20 protein-coding genes are annotated in these 18302 nt (G+C 55.2%); 9 read left to right on the forward strand and 11 right to left on the reverse strand.

The window, feature by feature from the left end; genetic code table 11:
• The 6 genes from ACTIKR_RS09165 to ACTIKR_RS09190 form a co-directional block, all read right to left on the reverse strand.
• A partial coding sequence (locus tag ACTIKR_RS09165; RefSeq protein ID WP_442327695.1) for a Bug family tripartite tricarboxylate transporter substrate binding protein occupies positions 1-948 on the reverse strand: 948 nt, incomplete at its 3' end.
• Positions 949-1026: 78 nt separating this feature from the next.
• Complete coding sequence (locus ACTIKR_RS09170; protein ID WP_370540168.1) at positions 1027-2010, reverse strand: Bug family tripartite tricarboxylate transporter substrate binding protein; 984 nt, start codon at positions 2008-2010, stop codon at positions 1027-1029.
• Between the two features lie 223 nt (positions 2011-2233).
• Entirely contained in the window at positions 2234-2932 is a 699-nt protein-coding gene (locus ACTIKR_RS09175) for a 3-oxoacid CoA-transferase subunit B (RefSeq protein WP_193087473.1), read from the reverse strand.
• Positions 2925-3599 (reverse strand): 3-oxoacid CoA-transferase subunit A, encoded by a 675-nt coding sequence (locus tag ACTIKR_RS09180; RefSeq protein WP_193087474.1) that lies wholly within the window; start codon positions 3597-3599, stop codon positions 2925-2927. The genes ACTIKR_RS09175 and ACTIKR_RS09180 overlap by 8 nt, the downstream gene beginning before the upstream one ends.
• Before the next feature lie 168 nt (positions 3600-3767).
• Positions 3768-4940, reverse strand: coding sequence for a thiolase (locus tag ACTIKR_RS09185; RefSeq protein ID WP_442327696.1), 1173 nt, complete (start codon positions 4938-4940; stop codon positions 3768-3770).
• A complete protein-coding gene (locus ACTIKR_RS09190; RefSeq protein WP_442327697.1) occupies positions 4937-5335 on the reverse strand; it encodes a Zn-ribbon domain-containing OB-fold protein in 399 nt (132 codons plus the stop codon). Before ACTIKR_RS09190 ends, ACTIKR_RS09185 begins: the two co-directional genes overlap by 4 nt.
• Positions 5336-5651: 316 nt before the next feature.
• Here ACTIKR_RS09190 and ACTIKR_RS09195 point away from each other — a divergent pair, with 316 nt between their 5' ends.
• On the forward strand, positions 5652-6452 hold the full coding sequence (locus tag ACTIKR_RS09195; RefSeq protein WP_193087477.1) for an enoyl-CoA hydratase: 801 nt from the start codon (positions 5652-5654) through the stop codon (positions 6450-6452).
• Between the two features lie 90 nt (positions 6453-6542).
• On the opposite strand, the gene ACTIKR_RS09200 is transcribed toward ACTIKR_RS09195, so the two are convergent.
• The 3 genes from ACTIKR_RS09200 to ACTIKR_RS09210 form a co-directional block, all read right to left on the reverse strand.
• Complete coding sequence (locus tag ACTIKR_RS09200; RefSeq protein WP_442327698.1) at positions 6543-7346, reverse strand: UDP-2,3-diacylglucosamine diphosphatase; 804 nt, start codon at positions 7344-7346, stop codon at positions 6543-6545.
• Positions 7333-7842, reverse strand: a complete 510-nt coding sequence (locus tag ACTIKR_RS09205; RefSeq protein ID WP_193087479.1) for a peptidylprolyl isomerase — start codon at positions 7840-7842, stop codon at positions 7333-7335. Before ACTIKR_RS09205 ends, ACTIKR_RS09200 begins: the two co-directional genes overlap by 14 nt.
• Positions 7843-7964: 122 nt before the next feature.
• Positions 7965-8678: a tetratricopeptide repeat protein gene (locus ACTIKR_RS09210; protein ID WP_193087480.1), complete on the reverse strand. Its 714-nt coding sequence runs from the start codon at positions 8676-8678 to the stop codon at positions 7965-7967.
• Positions 8679-8874: 196 nt separating this feature from the next.
• Between ACTIKR_RS09210 and cysS the strand changes: the two genes are divergently transcribed.
• The 6 genes from cysS to ACTIKR_RS09240 all read left to right on the forward strand — a co-directional run bounded on the left by cysS (position 8875) and on the right by ACTIKR_RS09240 (position 14220).
• Positions 8875-10326 carry a cysteine--tRNA ligase gene (gene cysS / locus ACTIKR_RS09215; RefSeq protein ID WP_442327699.1) on the forward strand — a complete coding sequence of 484 codons (1452 nt, stop codon included), beginning with the start codon at positions 8875-8877 and terminating at the stop codon, positions 10324-10326.
• Between the two features lie 11 nt (positions 10327-10337).
• Positions 10338-10961: a DNA-3-methyladenine glycosylase family protein gene (locus ACTIKR_RS09220; protein WP_193087482.1), complete on the forward strand. Its 624-nt coding sequence runs from the start codon at positions 10338-10340 to the stop codon at positions 10959-10961.
• A gap of 46 nt (positions 10962-11007) precedes the next feature.
• Positions 11008-11967 (forward strand): acetyl-CoA carboxylase carboxyltransferase subunit alpha, encoded by a 960-nt coding sequence (locus ACTIKR_RS09225; protein WP_442327700.1) that lies wholly within the window; start codon positions 11008-11010, stop codon positions 11965-11967.
• A 7-nt stretch (positions 11968-11974) separates the two neighbouring features.
• Complete coding sequence (tilS, locus tag ACTIKR_RS09230) at positions 11975-12994, forward strand: tRNA lysidine(34) synthetase TilS (protein WP_442327701.1); 1020 nt, start codon at positions 11975-11977, stop codon at positions 12992-12994.
• A 342-nt stretch (positions 12995-13336) separates the two neighbouring features.
• Positions 13337-13468, forward strand: a complete 132-nt coding sequence (locus tag ACTIKR_RS09235) for a hypothetical protein (protein WP_255509664.1) — start codon at positions 13337-13339, stop codon at positions 13466-13468.
• A 98-nt stretch (positions 13469-13566) separates the two neighbouring features.
• Positions 13567-14220: a glutathione S-transferase gene (locus ACTIKR_RS09240; RefSeq protein WP_193087485.1), complete on the forward strand. Its 654-nt coding sequence runs from the start codon at positions 13567-13569 to the stop codon at positions 14218-14220.
• Here ACTIKR_RS09240 and ACTIKR_RS09245 read toward each other — a convergent pair.
• Positions 14213-15109, reverse strand: coding sequence for a LysR substrate-binding domain-containing protein (locus ACTIKR_RS09245; RefSeq protein ID WP_442327702.1), 897 nt, complete (start codon positions 15107-15109; stop codon positions 14213-14215). The two genes, ACTIKR_RS09240 and ACTIKR_RS09245, sit on opposite strands and share 8 nt — an antisense overlap.
• Before the next feature lie 126 nt (positions 15110-15235).
• On the opposite strand from ACTIKR_RS09245, the gene ACTIKR_RS09250 reads away from it, so the two are divergent.
• The gene (locus ACTIKR_RS09250) at positions 15236-16075 is read left to right on the forward strand and encodes a class II aldolase/adducin family protein (RefSeq protein ID WP_193087487.1); all 840 of its coding nucleotides are present in this window, start codon (positions 15236-15238) and stop codon (positions 16073-16075) included.
• Positions 16076-16181: 106 nt separating this feature from the next.
• Complete coding sequence (locus ACTIKR_RS09255; protein ID WP_442327703.1) at positions 16182-17555, forward strand: MFS transporter; 1374 nt, start codon at positions 16182-16184, stop codon at positions 17553-17555.
• 24 nt (positions 17556-17579) lie between these two features.
• On the opposite strand, the gene ACTIKR_RS09260 is transcribed toward ACTIKR_RS09255, so the two are convergent.
• Positions 17580-18266 carry a GntR family transcriptional regulator gene (locus ACTIKR_RS09260; protein ID WP_193087489.1) on the reverse strand — a complete coding sequence of 229 codons (687 nt, stop codon included), beginning with the start codon at positions 18264-18266 and terminating at the stop codon, positions 17580-17582.
• Positions 18267-18302 lie beyond the last annotated feature (36 nt).

Below are 18302 nucleotides of genomic sequence, written 5' to 3' on the forward strand. Positions count from 1 at the left end.
TGCAGTGACCTCGCCCCACAACCGGTATTCGTTATCGATACGTGACTTCAGTTGCTTGCCACTGCGCAGCGAAATGGTGTAGCCCACTTTTTCCATCTGCTTGCGGTACTCGGGCAATTCAGAGACCGTCTTCAAGGCTTTTTCAATCTGCCCGGCGGTAGCGTCGTCCAGTTTTGCGGGACCGACAACACCGTACCAGCCGGTTACATCATAGTCGTCAATGCCCGCTTCGGACATAGATGGAACGTCGGGTAAAGCGCGATTACGTTCTTTGGAGGTGACCGCCAGGGCCCGCACCTTGCCACTGTTGATGTAATTGATCGCCGTACCGGTGATGTCAAACATCATTGACGTCTTCCCGCCAATCACATCGATCATGGCCGGCGCATTGCCGCGATAGGGAACGTGCAGCATTTCTGTGTCGGTTCGCTGCTTGAGCAGTTCGGCAGATAGTTGGTTGGATGATCCTACCCCTGCCGAACCAAAGGATAAGGCGCCAGGATTGGCTTTGGCGTAGGCAACCAGTTCACTGATGTTTTTAACAGGCAGTTTGTTATTGACGACCAGCACATTGGTATATTCGACCAGGTTGCCCAGGTAGCGGAAATCCCTATCCTTGTCGATCTGGATTCCTTTTTGAATATGCGGTGTGATGGTCAGCGTCGGGCTGGCCAGAAAATACAGCACGCTGCCGTCGGCCGGAGCCCGTGCTACATTTTCCGCAGCGATGATGCCACTGGCGCCGGTTTTGTTTTCGATAACGACAGGCTGTCCGACCTGGTCGCCCAGAAATTTGGCAAATTGCCGGGCGGCCGTGTCTACCGGTCCGCCGGCTGCATAGCCGACCACCAGTTTGACGGGCTTGTCAGGCCAGTGATCGCTTGCCCAGACGAGGGCGGGGGACAGCAGCAACAGCAGGGGAGTGAAACGCAGGGAACGTTTTGACATGATGTCTCCATTGGTCAGTTCGTGGTCGAAAGGCGCATAGAAACGCGCCTTTCGCAATACACAGCTGCAGGCCCGGCGTTATTCGATGCGGGCGCCTGACTGGTCGACTGCGGTTTTCCATTTTTTTATTTCAGCTGTAATGAGATCGGCAAATTGCCCGGGTGTTGAACCCTCTATTTCGTAGCCGTATTGGGTCAGTTGCTGCCTGACTGCAGGCGTTTGGGCTGCATCATTGAATGCCTTGTTCAGTTGCATGAGTGCGTCCTCAGGGGTGCCCGCCGGCGCCAGGATACCGTACCAGCCATTGACCTCAAAGCCTGGCACACCGGATTCAGCCACAGTAGGAACATCGGGCAGGACAGCCGAACGCTTTGCTCCTGTAACGGCAAGGCCTTTGAGTTTGCCCGCCTTCACATGGGGCAGGGAGGTGGAAATGCTGTCAAACATCAGCGAGACTTCGCCGGAGAGCATGGCCACCACGGCGGGTCCGCTACCTTTGTAGGGCACATGGATCATTTTGGTGTCGGTGGCGCTTTTGAACAGTTCTGCCGCCAGATGACTGGTGTTGCCATTACCAGCAGAGGCGAACGTGAGCTTGTCCGGGTTGGCCTTGGCATAGTCGATCAACTCCTGCGTCGTATTTGCCGGTGTCTGCTTGGCGGCGGTGACCAGCATGGGCAAGGTAGCCAGGACCGACACCGGCGCGAAATCCTTCTCGGTATCGTAGGGCAGCGATTTATACATGCTGGGGTTGATCGCGTGCGCAGCCAGCACCATTAGCACGGTATAGCCATCGGGTTTGGATCGTGCCAGTTGTGCCGTAGCGATGGTGCCACCGGCGCCGGGACGGTATTCAAGAACAACCGGTTGTTTGATTGTTTTCTGCATCTGCGCGGCAATCGGCCGGGCCAGCATATCGGCGCTGCCGCCCGGTGGATAAGGAATCAGCAGCGTAATGGGTTTGTCGGGAAAGGCCTGAGCGCCTGCGCTTAGCGCCAGCCCGAATGCCAGCACGCTTGCGTGCAGCATCAGATGCCGCAGTCTGTTGAATCTTGTCTTCATGATGTCTCCTTGGATTTTATATTGCTCTTGATGGCAGACAATAGATGCCTGCCAGTGGTGCTTTGTCGCCGTGTAATCAATCACACTTGTAATCGCCGGTTGCGGGCGTTTTTCAGGATAGGGCAAGGTAGCGCAACCTTTTTGATGCTCAATGGTAGGGCATGTTTCGGGTTCCTCCTGGCACTTGCGCGCCACCCGCTACATTACACTGCCAATCTGCTGTTCAATCCAGATAGGGTAGTCCTGCACTGTCCACCCGGATTGTCTGGCATGGGCCATCCATGTGCAGCGTCGCCTCGCTCAGGTCCTGCAACTGTTGCTGTGTCAGTCCTTGCACCATGGCACGTATAATAAAGCGGCCCTCGCACACCTGGACGATGGCCAGATCGGTGTAAACATAATCGACCACGCCGGCGCCTGTCAGCGGGTAGGTGCAATGATGCAATAATTTGGCTGCACCGGTCTTGGTTGTATGTTCCATCATGACCAGCACCTGCTTTGCTCCTACGGCCAGGTCCATCGCGCCGCCAATCGCTGCAATCGCATTGGGCGCATCGGTGATCCAGTTTGCCAGGTCCCCGTTTTCGGCAACCTGAAAGCCGCCCAGGATCGAGTAGTCCAGATGTCCGCCACGCATCATGGCAAATGAATTGGTGTGTTCGGTAATAGAGGCGCCCTGCAACAGGACAATGGGTTTACGGCTGGCGTTGATGATGTCGGTATCGATTTCGTCATTAATCGCGCTGCGTCCCATGCCCAGAATGCCGTTCTCGCTGTGCAGGATAATTTCCCTGTCTGGCGGCAGGTAGTCTGCGACAGACGTAGGCATGCCGATACCAAGATTGACATAGGCGCCATCGGGCAGGCTGTTGGCTACCAGTCTAGCAATCTGTTCCCTGTCAAGACGGATGTAGTCAGTCATGCTGCGCTCCTGCAAGTACGATATGTTTCACAAAAATTCCCGGGGTCATGACCTGTTCGGGATGAATACTGCCCAGTTCGACCACTTTATCGACTTGCGCGATGGTGTGTTTGGCGGCAGTACACATGACGGGATTGAAGTTTCTGGCTGCCCAGCGATAGGTCAGATTGCCCCAACGATCTCCCAGATGGGCACGCACCAGCGCAAAATCGGCATGCAGGGGTTCTTCCAGCACATAGCCAACACCGTTGACGACGCGTTCTTCCTTGTTTTCCGATACGCGCGTGCCATAGCCGGTAGGCGTAAAAAACGGACCCAGTCCCGCGCCGGCTGCACGCATTCTTTCGGCCAGGGTGCCTTGTGGGGTGCATTCGAGCTCAATCGTGCCGGCACGAAACGCCTGCGCGAACACATCCGATTGCGGAGGGCGGGGATGAGAGCAGATGATTTTTCTGACCTGGCCATTTTTGATCAGACGGGCTATACCGACCTCGCGCGTGCCGGCGTTATTGCTGATGATCGTTAAATTGCGAGTCCCCATTTTTGCAAGACTGGCCAGCATTTCAAATGGAATGCCTGCGTCGCCAAAGCCGCCCACCATGATGGACGCCCCTTCGGGGATTTGGCTCAATGCTGCTTCGTGTGTTTCTAGAATCTTGTTTATCATCTCATTCCAATGTAGGGCAGCTTGCCCGGCTATTGTTGTGTATGCGCCTGCTTGGCGTCTTTACGGCAGCCTGCCGGCAGATCTTCATCTACCGTCATTGCGCCAAGCCTGACGTTGTCCCTTGTCCAGGTCCGTATGATTTGTTCCCTGGGCGACAGTTAATGATTCTCAAAGTGCCGCTTCGGTACCCAATATCGCAGTCGATTGGCTCGAGAGCGTGCCACCGTTGCCATGGACGACAGCAAGTTGGGCGTCGGCAACCTGGCGGGCATCGCATTGTCCCCTTAACTGCCTGACCGCTTCGATCAGAATAAAAATCCCGTACATGCCCGGATGCACGCAAGAGAGGCCTCCGCCGTTAGTGTTGACCGGCAAGTGTCCGCCGGGGGCGATGCCGCCTTTGCTTACAAAATCCCCGCCTTCGCCCTTGCGGCAAAAACCCAGGTCTTCCATGAACAGAATCGTATTGATGGTAAACGCGTCATATACCTCGGCGACGTCAATATCCGAGGGCTTGACGCCGGCCATTTCAAACGCAATTTTCCCGGACTGTTTGGCTGCGGTCACGGTCAGATCGCCCATGGAGGAAATCTGGCGATTCCACACGGCCGTGGAGTTACCCAGGACGTAAACGGGTTTCTGCTTGAGCGTTTTGGCCCGGTCGGCTCGCACCAGCACATAGGCGCCGGCGCCATCGCTCACCAGGCAACAATCGCGCACGGTCAGCGGATCAGACACCATGCGTGCCGAGAGCACCTGATCAATCGTGAGCGGATCGCGCATGGAAGCCTCGGGATTGAGCTGGGCCCATTGTCGGGCGGCAACGGCTACCTCGGCCAGATGTTCGCGAGTCGTGCCGTATTGATGCATGTGCCGGGCGGCAGCCAGTGCATAGGAGCTTAGCGGGCTCAAGGGTTGATAAGGGTTTTCGTAAGGCTGCGGGTCCATGACCTTGCGCATGTTGCCGATCGCGGCCCGATTCAGTGTGGAGCTGCGTTGCGTACTGCCGTAACAGACGAGCACGGCATTGCACTGGCCGGAGGCTAATGCCTGCATGGCCGGCATCAGGTGCGCAACAAAACTGGAGCCGCCCACCATCGTGTTATCAATAAAGGTCGGTTTGATGCCCAGGTGCTCGATCACCGGCATCGCCCACATGGTCGAGGCGACGCTGGCCGTGGCGATGCCGTCGATATCCTGCATGGTCAGGCCTGCGTCGTGCACGGCACGCGTGGCGGCCTGAACCAGAATTTCCATTTCGGTATAGCCCTCTGCCAGCCCCAGCCCTGCATGTCCGACACCGACAATTGCGGTTGCACCGCGCAGTTTCGCGTCTATCATGCTTGATCTCCTGCTGGAACAAAGACCAGCCACGTGCTGTCGTCTGTCTGCTTGATGCGGGCGCTGACCGCCAGGCCGATTTTCACCTCGTCAGGCGTGATCTGTTCTACCCGGCTCATCATACGGGGGCCTTCCTCCAGGTCGATCAGGGATACATTATAGTCGCCGCCTTTTTCCGGTTTGTTGCGAACGACGGTGGTGGAATACACCGTGCCCTTGCCTGAGGGTTCGTACCATTGCAGGTCGTCGCTGCCGCAGTGGGGACAGATCATGCGCGGGTAGAAGATGCTGTTGTTACATTGGCCACAGCGCTGAATGGTAAACACGCCGGCCTGTAGCTGGGTGTGGTAGTACTTGTCTGCGCCGGCGTCCAGCGCCTGGTTGCTCACGGTCATGGGCTATTCCTGTATCTAAAATTGCATATGTCGTACAGTATTGATTCGGGGTCCCCGATTGGCAATCTGTTTTTCCCGAAGGATAACTTCAGACACACTTAACTCACGTTTTCCCTCAAGCGGCACCAGGCTCAAAAACAGGCGAACGGGGGCTTCCGGAATACAGAATTGCGATCCCCGGAAATTTGTAGTGAGATAGGGTCTGTACCGATTGTTTGCCAATGACTTATTGTCAGATTGGTTATGATGACGGGTTTATTGAAGCCGATAGCCATGCTTGCGTCGGTCAGTTTGGAATTTTCAGGGGAGTGCAGCTGTGGAAAAAAAAGACTATGAGACGATTTTGTTTGAGTATCGCGACAGCGTGGGATATATCACGCTCAACAGGCCGGACAAACTCAACAGCTTTACGGGGCAGATGCACAGCGAGTTGCGCGACGTCCTGGACTTTCTTGAGTCGCGGGCGGATTTACGCGGGGTCATCCTGACCGGGGCAGGGCGCGGGTTTTGTGCGGGTCAGGACCTGGGTGAGCGCCAGCCGCTGGAGCCGGGCCAGTTTCGTGACCTGGGCGAAGCGCTGGAGAAAAATTACAAACCACTGATTTTGCGGATGCGTGCCTTGCCGGCACCGATTGTTTGTTTCGTCAATGGCGTGGCAGCCGGGGCAGGCATGAGCCTGGCGCTGGCCTGCGATCTGGTTTTTGCGGTCAAATCTGCCAAATTTATTCAGGCATTTGCCAAAATCAGTCTGGTGCCGGACGCCGGGTCTACTCATTTTCTGCCGCGTCTGATCGGCACCCAGCGCGCCATGGGCGCAGCCATGCTGGCAGAACCGATATCTGGCGAACAGGCCGAACAATGGGGCATGATCTGGAAGTGCATTGCCGATGATCAACTGCAATCGCAAATGCAAACCGTCCATACGCAACTGACCACCGGCGCGACGCGCGCGCTGGCGGCAACCAAACACGCACTGTACGCGAGCGCCGATAACAGCCTGCCCGAACAACTCGAACTGGAAATTGAACTGCAGCGCGAGATGGGAATGAGCGAGGATTATCGGGAGGGCAGCAAAGCGTTTCGGGAAAAGCGCAAGCCGCTATTTCAGGGCCGCTAGCGCGCGCAGGCGACTGTCAGGGGTATACGGCGCGGACTGTGGCGGACTCAAGCGGGGAGCTGCGGTCCGATCCGGCCGTGCCGCGCGGGCTTATTGTTGTTCTGTTTGACCGGCGTCTGGCGCCGTATAGCCGTGCATGGTGATCCCAGCTGCGCTGATCGATAGATAGCCGCCCCGAAAAGGCGGGTGATCCCATTCCCAGTCGGGTAACACCCAGCGACACCGTTGCGTCCCATAGTCTTCGAATTGATGGCACTTGGGTTTGTGTGTATGGCCATGGACCATATGAATCAGCGCGGGATGATCGCGGAATATGTCCGATATCGCCTCATGGGCGACATCCATCAGATACATTGGTTTTGTGCCATGCGCATGCATGCTGGTCTTGCGGGCGCGACGCGCGATCGCCCGTCGTACTTGCAATGGCAGGGCCAGAAACAGCCGTCGTATCAATGGATGGCGCGACAGTTTACGGAAACGCTGGAAGGACACGTCGTGTGTACATAGCTCGTCGCCGTGGCTGATATGGATGGGGCCGGCATCGGTGTGAAACAGGGTCGAATCGGGCATGAGCGTCGCGCCCAGCGCACGGGCCAGATCCGGACCCATCAGAAAATCACGATTGCCATGGCCTATGAACAGCGGGATTTTTTTGGCCGTTTCGGCCAGATGCCCGATGGCTTCCTGCAGCCATGGTTCGGGACCATTGAGCGCGGCATCGTCGCCAATCCAGGCGTCAAAAATATCACCTGCCAGTATAAGCCCGTTGGCATGCGCTGCCGCCTCTGCCAGAAAAGCATAGAAACCGCGGCAGGTTTCGGGAACCTGCCGCGCCAGATGAATATCCGAGGCGACCCAGACTGTTCCGGGCAGCGTAAAATCAGTTTTCGACAACGCTGGCTTTTTCAATGATGATGGGTTCAACCGGCACATCTTGATGGAAACCACGGTTACCGGTTTTTACGCCCTCGATTTTGTCGATCACGTCCTGACCCTGGACAACTTTACCAAATACGGCATAGCCCCAGCCTTGGGCAGTAGGAGCCGAGAAGTTCAGGAAATCGTTGTCCTTGGCATTAATGAAAAACTGGGCAGTGGCCGATTGCGGATCGTTGGTGCGAGCCATGGCAATGGTGTATTTGTCGTTTTTCAAGCCGTTATCGGCTTCATTTTTGATCGGCGCTTCGGTCTCTTTCTGTTTCATGTCAACGTCAAAACCGCCACCTTGGATCATGAATCCTTTGATCACGCGGTGAAAGATCAGGTTGTCGAAGAAACCATTATTGACATATTTCAGAAAGTTTTCTGTGGTAACCGGTGCTTTCTCAGCATCCAGTTCCAGGACGAAATCGCCCTGATTGGTTTGCAGTTTGACCTGTGGCTGACTCATGGATGTTTCCTTTTTAGTTGAAGAATCTGCGGCGTGTGCCGCCTGTAGCGCGGCGACCGACAGAACGGCCCCCAGAGCGAAGCCGGCGATGCGGCGTGAAAATGCAAAGTGTGATATCACGTTCAGTTACCTTCGATGATGCGTCCGATGGCCTGCGCCTGGGCTGCCGCCCCGGGGATGCCATGGCGGGAAGCATCGGCAAACGCTTTCTGGGACAGCATCAATTGCACCATACCCATATTGCGCAATGCAACCCCATAACGGGGATTAATTGATAGAGCGGTTTTGAGCGCCTCATAGGCCGGGTCCGTAAGCCCCGCTTGCAGATAGAGCGCGGCCATATTGTTCCATGGTTCGGCCAGCTCCGGGTAGCTGGACGTCATGCTGCGATAGACCTCCAGCGCCTGCGGCTTGCGGTCCAGCGCTGCTAGCGCGCGCCCTTTCAGAAACAGCAATTGAACATCTGTTGCCGGCGCGATAATACGATCATTGGCATTCTGGCGCCGTTCTATCTCCTGCAGCGCCTTGGCTGCCTGGCCCTGCGTGATCATTGCGCTCAGACGGCTTGCCGCGCCCGAAGCCGTTTCCGGAATGGACGTGTCAACCGACGGTTCCAGCTTTTTCAGAACGTTTGCCAGCCCCTGCCAGCCGGGCTCGCGCGCGTTGGCGCCGTTGTCCTGGGCGTACATTGGCGAGGGGATGCCATCGGCGGCGCCGCCTGAAGGCGTCGAGCCGGCCTGATACGGGGTTGTCGCCTGCTGGGCCATTGCCTGCAGCGCTGGCAACAGGCACAGGGAGCACACTAACAGCGAACGGTGAATAACATTAAGTTTCACAGCGCTTATCCAGAAAATCGTGAAAGAAAACCTTCAAGTACATGCAGCCTCTGGTGAGGACTTGCTATACTTACTCCTTCGTATTTTAGCCTTAGTTGAGCGTGCGGCGTATAAACCCTAACCTGCTACGGCTTTTTTTTTCTTTGTTGCACCGGTCAATCCCGACCGTTGGCACGTCTGGTTTTTTATTTCCGCCATGCAAATATTCAATACCCTTTCCCGCGCCAAAGCGCCTTTTGTTACGGTAGAGCCCGGCAAAGTGCGGATGTACGTTTGCGGCATGACGGTCTATGATTTCTGTCACCTGGGCCATGCCCGTATGCTGGTCAGCTTCGACGTGGTTCAGCGCTGGCTGCGCCAAAGCGGCTATCAGGTCGACTATGTACGCAATATCACCGATATCGACGACAAAATCATCAATAAGGCCGTGTCGCTGAACCAGCCTTTACATGCCGTTACGTCTTTCTATACCGACGCCATGCATGCCGATGAGCGGGCGCTGAACGTACAGCCTCCCGATCGGGAGCCCCGCGCCACCATGTATATACCCGGTATGCTGCAAATTATCAAGGACTTGCAGGACAAGGACCTGGCGTACCAGACCCCCGATGGGGACGTTAACTATGCGGTACGCAGTTTTCCTGGTTACGGCAAGCTATCGGGCAAAGTGCTGGATGATCTGCGCGCGGGCAACCGGGTTGCCGTCTCCGACGGCAAGCGTGACCCGTTCGATTTCGTTCTGTGGAAGCAGGCTAAACCCAACGAACCCGAAGACTCCATCTGGGATTCGCCTTTCGGGCGCGGTCGTCCCGGTTGGCACATTGAATGTTCGGCCATGAGCCGGGAACTGCTTGGCCAGCCTCTGGATATCCATGGCGGCGGCCCTGATCTGAAGTTTCCGCATCATGAGAACGAAATCGCGCAGTCCGAAGGCGCCTACGGCGGTACGCTGGCCAATTGGTGGATGCATTGTGGCCCGCTGATGGTGGATGATGAAAAAATGTCCAAATCATTGGGCAATTTCAGGACAATCCGTGATACTGTCAGCTCAGAGCCCGATAGCGCATCGGCCGATTACCGGATCAACATGCGCGAAGCGGAAATGCTGCGGTTTTTTGTGGTGCGCAACCATTACCGGAGCCCGCAGAACTTTACACCAGATAACCTGTACAATGCACAGGCTGCGCTGGATCGAATTTATCAGACGTTCAACAATACCGGGGTGACCGATACTGCATCCATCGATTGGTCGCTGGATTTTGAACAGGCGTTCAAAGCCGCCATGGATGACGACTTCAATACCGCTGTGGCCATTGCTGTCCTGTTTGATATGGTTACCGAAGCAAACCGGCGCAACAGCGCAACGCTCAGCGGCCGGATCCGGGCACTGGGCGGGGTATTGGGCCTGTTGCAACAGGATCCGCAGCATTACCTGCAGTCGCCGACACGCTATATCAAGCGTGAAGGTCAGTCTGTAGCCGCAACGGCCTTGAGCGAGCCTGATATCGAAGCACTGATCGAGCAGCGTAGCCAGGCCAAGCAGGACCGTGATTTCGGCAAGGCCGATCAGATCCGTGCACAGCTCAAGGAGCAGGGCGTGGAACTTGAGGATAAACCAGGTGGCCTGACGCAATGGCGTCGCGCCTGATAGGGGAAGACATGTCATCTGCAGCACCTGCGCCGGTAAAGCCCGAATATTGGGACGAGGCCGTTACATTTCTGATCAAGAAAGATCGCATTCTTCGCAAAATCATTCCGGCCAATCCCGATTTATGGCTGGCTACCAACAAAACGGCCTTTGTCACATTGGCGCGGGCCATTATCGGCCAGCAGATTTCGTCCAAGACGGCAGACCTGCACTGGAAAAATTTCACACAGCTTTGCGGTCATCGGCCATCGCCGGCCACTGTTCTTGAATACAATGAGGCGCAATGGCGGGAAGCGGGGTTGTCCAGGCGAAAAACGGAATACATTCTGGATTTGGCGAATCATTTCAACGAGCGTAAAGTAAATCCGCTGAAATGGTCTAAAATGGATGACGAAGATATCATTACCGAATTATGTGCAATTCGGGGCATCAGCCGCTGGACGGCGGAAATGTTCCTTATTTTTAATTTGCACAGACCAGATATTCTGCCAATCGATGACCAGGGGCTGCTCAAGGCAATCTCGGCGCACTATTTTAGCGGTGAACCTGTATCACGGTACGAGGTACGCGAAGTAGCACAATCATGGCAACCGTGGCGAACAGTGGCGACATGGTACTTATGGCGCAGCCTTTAAAGGCGTAGCCGGGTGCGCGTGAACAACCATTCATGACAAGACAACTATGAAATTTACTTTTTTAGAATTTGAAGGACCTATAGCAGAGCTCGAACAGAAGATCGAGCAGTTGCGCCATGTTTCCTCTGATTCGGCAGTCGACATTTCCGAAGAAATCACCAAACTGCAGCAAAAAAGCGAGAGTCTGACCAACAGTATCTATTCCAAACTCACGCCCTGGCAGACCGCACTGGTTGCCAGGCATCCGCAAAGACCGTATACCATGGACTATGTCCGTGAAATCTTCACCGATTTTCACGAACTGCATGGCGATCGCATGTATGAAGACGATCTGTCCATCGTGGGGGGCCTGGCCCGATTCTCCGGCGAAGCCTGCATGGTTATCGGCCACCAGAAAGGGCGCGACACCAAAGAGCGCGCCAAGCGCAATTTCGGCATGCCACGCCCCGAAGGCTATCGCAAGGCGCGGCGTCTGATGCGTCTGGCAGAAAAATTCCAATTGCCGATATTCACTTTTGTGGATACACCGGGCGCCTATCCCGGTATTGGCGCCGAAGAGCGCGGGCAATCTGAAGCCATCGGGCACAATTTGTATGCCATGGCAGAATTGCGTGTTCCCATTATTGCCACGATAATTGGCGAAGGCGGCTCGGGCGGCGCGCTTGCCATCGCAGTGGGTGATGTCGTGCAGATGCTGCAATACTCCACCTATGGTGTCATTTCCCCTGAAGGCTGTGCGTCCATTCTCTGGCGCAGTGCCGACAAGGCACCTGTGGCGGCCGAAGCACTGGGCATTACCGCGCCACGGCTGCTGGAGTTTGGTCTGATCGATACAGTTGTACCCGAGCCGGTGGGTGGCGCGCAACGCGATGCCGTGACCATGGCCAAAACCCTGAAGCGCTCGCTTTCCGAAGCGCTGCGGCAGGTGTCTGGTATGGACGTTGATGAGCTTCTGGATAGAAGACTGGAGCGACTCATGTCTTATGGTCGTGTCCAGGACAAATAATTCTTTCTTGCAGCAGCCGGGCTGGCTTGAAGACACCACGCTTCTTGAGCCCTTGCATGCTGTTCTTTGCACGATAGACGCAGGCAATATTGCAATTGGGGTAAGCGGCGGCGCCGATTCGGCCATGTTGCTGGTTGCCGCAGCCCAGATTGCCACGCAGCAAAAAAAAACCATTCATGCTGTTCATGTACACCACGGGTTGGTGGCGGCGGCTGACGCCTGGGCCGCGCATACGGCACAACTGGCACAACAGGTTGGCGTGGCATTTCATTTGCTGCCGGTGCAGGTCGCATCCGATTCAGGCAAAGGTATTGAAGCGGCGGCTCGACTGGCGCGCTATAACGCATTCGAACACTGGTCGTTAAATCACGATTGCCATCATATGCTGCTTGCCCATCATCGTGACGATCAGGCCGAAACCATGCTGCTGCGCCTGTTACGCGGAGCCGGCGTGCAGGGCATGTCAGGGATGGCGGCCCAGACCCGGCGCGGGTCCCTGCGGTTATCCCGTCCATGGCTGGCTGTGGGGCGCAACCGGATCCTGGACGCCGCTGCCCGTTATGAAGCGCAGACCGGATGGATGGCCGTGCAGGACCCGACCAATCGGGATGAAAAATATACCCGAGCCGCCGTGCGCACCCTGCTTACACCGGTCCTGAATAAGCGCTGGCCCCAGTGGCAGGGGAATCTGCTGCGTCATGCGCGCGTGATGGCAGAAAGCACCTTGCTGCTGCAAGACCTGGGCGATATGGATCTGCAGCATTGTCTGCTTTCTGAAGACGGACTTGGCTTTTCTCTGGCCCGTTGGCGCGAACTGCCGCAACATCGCCAGGCCAACGTGCTGCGCCAGTGGTTGCATCGCCTGCATATTGCCATGCCTACTGAAGCGCGACTGAACCAGTGGCTGCTGCAACTGCGGCAAGTGCATGCGCTTGGACACGATCGCAACATTCTGCTGAAGCACCAGGGGTGCCATATCGTATGCCGGCGCGGCCAGGTGAAAGTGCTTCTGGACGATGCAGGCTGATCGAGTATGCCAGGCATTCTGGTATGGCGTGGCTCTGTTACTGCGACATTATTGCAACTGTGTATCCATGTATATTTTTGTTGTAGCCCTCAATATCTAATAAGTGCTTGATTTGGTGTATTTGCATGCGGGCTGCGCGCTCCTGGCCTCATGAGGGCAAACCAACTGGTTCTATACCGATTAAATCACTTGTCGTAATATAAAAAGCATATTGCCCTGTCTGTTGCATGTCAGTCATGCCGGCCCACATGCAGCGACGGCTCATAGTGGCGCTGTGTGGCGCGCCGGTGCTACAAAAAAAGGAAGATACATGCAAGACCCCAACCGCCGTTGCAGGACGATATGATTCCTGCCGTGGTGGAATATCTGAGCGTTGAGTATGGTGGCCAGGACCGCGCAGCCGCGCATGCCGATTACGAAAAGGCCATGGCCGCGCTGAAAAATCCTGCGGCCGGCGATACCAGCAAAAAATAGCACTGCCAGCACCTTTGGCAAGCGAATGTGGTAGAGTCAAAGCATGCCTGCACTTCACGAATGTGAGGCAGGCATCCTTTTTTTATTCTGGCTTTTTTATGTCCCATCCTGTTCTCTATTCGTTCCGACGCTGCCCGTACGCCATGCGCGCCCGGCTGGCTATCGCGGCCAGCGCGCAGACCTGCCAATTGCGTGAAATCGTTCTGCGCAACAAGCCTGCTGCCATGCTGGCTGCCTCGCCAAAGGGAACTGTGCCGGTATTGATTCTTCCCAATGGGCAGGTGCTTGAACAAAGCCTGGATATCATGCTATGGGCCTTGCGCCAAAATGATCCATCTGGCTGGCTGGCGCCGGCCGGGTGTTCGCTGGCCGATATGCTGGCGCTTATCGAGTCCTGCGAGCAGGATTTCAAGTGTCATCTTGACCGCTACAAATATCCGCAACGTTACGATCTTGAACACGGATTGCAGCACCGCACTCAGGCGGCAGGCTGGTTAATGACACTGGAAGGCACCCTGAGTCGTACGCCTTATCTTTCGGGTACGCATTGCGCGCTTGCCGACATGGCCATTGCTCCGTTTGTCAGGCAGTTTGCGCATACTGATTTTGCGTGGTTTGAAACGCAGGCCTGGCCGCATGTGCTGCGCTGGCTTGAAAACTGGAAGCAGTCAGCAATCTTTGCGCGGGTGATGCACAAATATGCACCATGGGAAGACGGACAGCCGCCTGTGCTGTTTCCGCCACCTATGTAGGCTGCGCTTCGGCGATCTGATATAGCCAATCCTTGAAGATACGAATTTTTGGCACTTGGCTTTCATCGGCGCGCCAGGACACCGTGTGGGTGACCACATCCATTTCTTTAAAGACACCTTGTCCCAGTTCGATCAGATCGCCGCGGGCCAACTCGCGCTCGGCCAGGCGTGTACTTTCCAATGCCACGCCCATGCCGTCGGTTGCCGCCGATAGCGACATCGCGGCACGATCAAATGATGGCCGAGGCCTGGCCGGCAACCGAAGGTTGTTCAAGGTAAACCAGCTGGCCCAGGTCACATTATTCAATTGTGAATCAATCAGAACCAGTTTTTTTATCAGTGCCGCTGCGTCTGCGCCAGCCTCCACCAACGAGGGTGAACACAAGGGCACATTTCTCTCGGTGCCAAGCGGCTCATTCACAATGCCGGCGCGTTCGATGATCGTGCCATAACAAATCGAAATGTCCAGTTCGCGCATGCGAACCAGATCCACCTGTTCCGACCCGGTAGTCAGGCGAATCGTAATATCAGGATGCGCTTTCATGAAATGCGGCAACTTGGGTCCGAGCCATTTGACGGCCAGGCTGGGGGCGCAATAGAGCGCGAGCACCTGAGCCTTGGGTGCGAGCGACACTTCGGCGCAGGCAGCTTCAATAACGTCAAATATTCTTGAAAGACTCTCCAGGAACCGCTGGCCTTCGAGTGTGAGCTCTACACGCCGATTGCGCCTGATAAAGAGCGCGCAGCCAAAATAGTCTTCAAGTTTGCGGACCTGATGACTGATTGCCGATTGGGTCAAATGCAATTCCTGTGCAGCCAGTGTAAAGCTTTTTAAGCGAGCGGCCGACTCAAAGGCGCGTAGCAAGGTGAAGTGCGGGATGTTTCTCATATTTTTCATTATCCATGAATCACATTCATGATTCCATGAAGAACTATCGTTTGTCAAGGTTGCGGGTGCGTGTGACGATGTGGACGTTCAAAGTTCATCTATTGAGTATTTAACAGGAGAAAACGCATGGCAGCTGTACTTGAAAAAACCGATATTGCGCTCGATGACGGTCGTGTATCCATTTACCAGCCTGAACAAAAAGAGTTGATCTTTCCCGAGCTCCCGCAGTTTACGACTGTATCGGCGCACAGGCAGCATTTGAAAGAACGGCTTGTCGCCGCCTGCCGTGCATTTGCCTTGCAGGGCTACGACTACGGGTTTGCCGGACACCTGACCATTCGGGATCCGGAAGACCCGGGGCTGTATTGGACCAATCCGATGGCAGTTCATTTTTCACAAGTAAAGGTATCAAACCTGATTCTTGCCGATCACACCGGCAAGGTTGTCGAAGGCAGGCACGCCATTAACAGGGCAGGGTTTGTCTTGCACGCAGCCGTACACGAGCAGCATCAGGATATTGTTGCCATGTGCCATGCACATACGGTGTACGGAACTGCATTTGCAGCTTTGGGAAAACCACTGGCGCCCATCAGTCAGGATGCCGCTGCGTTTTTTGAAGATCATGTGGTGATCGGTGACGAAGCCGGGCAGGTCGCGGTAGAGGTCAAGGCTGGGCATAAAGTGGCCAATGCATTTGCCGGCGTGAAAGCGGCAATTCATCAGAATCACGGCTTGCTGACGGCGAGCCGTCACAGCATAGAGGCTGCGGCATTCTGGTTTATTGCACTTGAGCGTTGCTGCCAGCAGCAACTGATGATCGAGGCAACCGGGATTACGCCTCGCCTGGTAACGCCAGAGCGCGCACGTTATAGCCGGGAACATGTGGGCAGTGAATACATCGGCTGGCTGCATTTCCAGGCAATCTGGGATCAACTGGTGGCTACGCAGCCTGACATGTTTGATTAATGTTTATTTGGCAGCGTTTCACATGACCCGCGTCATGCGAAGCGAACAAGCTTGAGATGACAACAATCGGGCCGGCCAAATAATCCTTTTTTCGGTGGAGACAATAATGCAGATTGAAAATGATGTTGAACAAGGTGCTGTCAAAGACGAGGCAGGGCTATACAGGAAAGTGATGTGGCGGTTATTGCCATTTCTCTTTCTTTGTTATATGTGCGCATATCTAGACCGTATCAATGTGAGTTTTGCCAAATTACAAATGTTGAATGATCTGTCGTTCAGCGAAGAAGTTTACGGATTGGGCGCCGGGATATTTTTTGTGGGCTATTTGTTGTTTGAGGTGCCAAGCAATCTGATACTGTTGCGTGTCGGCGCGCGACGCTGGATTGCCAGGATCATGGTGACCTGGGGAGCGCTATCGGCCTGCATGATGTTTGTGACTACACCAACCAGTTTTTATATTCTGAGATTTTTGCTGGGGGTCGCTGAAGCCGGTTTTATTCCCGCCATTTTGCTGTACCTGACGTACTGGTTTCCATCATCACGCAGAAGTAAAGTGACCGCTCTGTTCCTTACCGGCATTCCTATGTCAGGTGTGATTGGCGGACCACTGTCCGGCTGGATATTGAATGGTATGGGCGGCGTATATGGCCTGACGGGATGGCAGTGGCTGTTTGTGCTGGAAGGCATTCCGACCGTTCTTGTCGGTATTATTGCTTTTTTCTATCTGGATGACCGGGTATCTGACGCCAAATGGCTCAATGCTGCAGAAAAACGGCTGATAAGCTCGAACCTGGATGCGGACAAGCAGAGCCACCAATTGCATTCAGTCAAAGAAGGCTTGCTTGATCCTAAAATCTGGCTGATGAGCTGCATTTATTTCTGTTTCACCATGGGACTGTATGGCGTGAGTTTCTGGCTGCCGTCGCTGATCAAGGCTACCGGTGTAAACGATCCTCTCAATATCGGACTGCTTACCGCAATTCCGTATGCAGCCGCAACGCTGGCAATGATTCTGGTCAGCCGACGCTCGGACGAAAAGGGCGAACGCAGGTGGCATCTGGCCATCCCGGGTATCGTGGGCGCGCTGAGTCTATGCGCGAGTGTCGTCTTTGCCCATAGCCCGACAATTGCTATTGTTGCATTAACGATAGGAACGATGGGAGTGATGACAACCATTTCCCAGTTCTGGACATTGCCGCCGGCTATTCTGGGGGGAGCGGCGGCGGCTGCCGGGATTGCGCTTGCAAACTCGGTCGGGAGTATCTCGGGTGTGGTCAGTCCATATCTGATCGGCTGGTTTCAGACCCATACCGGCGCTACCGGTGGCGGCGTGTATGGCTTGGCGATCAGCATGTTGATCGGTAGCGCGCTGGTCTTTGCCGTCCCGGGCAGAATGGTGAACAGTAAAAAGCAAGCAGCAACGAAGGCTCAGAACGAGACAGGGAGCGTGCGCCGGCCCATTGTTACGGCAGAAATCTGATTGCTGTAACGACAAGCAGAGTGATCAGGCTGTGTCCTGGTTGCTTTGCTGTTTGAGTACTTCATCCAGTCGTTTTACCAGACTCACACGGGCGCGACTGGTATGTAAATCGGTCAGTTCCACCGCGCGTTTGCTGTCACCTTCGGCTATTGCGTTGGCAATGGCTTCATGTTCATCCCAAATGGATTGCCGTTGTGCAGACGATTGCAGCACCGCACCCATGACTCGTCGCAAATGGTTCCAGTGCACCAGCGCGCTTTCGGCAATCAGCGGATTGCCCGAAGCCTGGTATATGGCGGTATGAAAGGCAATGTCCGTATCGATAAGCGCTTTGACCACACCACTTTTGGAGGCTTGACGACCATTAACGATCAGTTCCGGATCTATTTCTGCCTTGCGCTCGGCAGCAAGACGAACCGCAAGCATGTCCAGCGCGCCCCGTATTTCGTAAAGCCTGCCGGTCCAGTCAGGGTCCAGAGGAGATACCAAAATGCCTCTTCCTGGCGCGTCCTGAACAAATCCGTCTTTTTTCAGTAAGCGTAATGCCTGTAGCACCGGCGAGCGGGAAACCGCCATCTGTTCGGCGATCTCTTCCTGGGTGATGCGCATTCCCGGTGCAAGAGTGCCATCGCTAATTGCGTCAAGCAGCGCTTTATACACTTCGTCTACGTAGTCGGGACGAGACTGCAGTTTCATAAGTTTGTTGTTCATGATGCTCTTTTAACACGTCTGTGTTTGATAACGCCG

Source organism: Advenella sp., assembly GCF_052108595.1.
Taxonomy (GTDB): Bacteria; Pseudomonadota; Gammaproteobacteria; order Burkholderiales; family Burkholderiaceae_B; genus Advenella.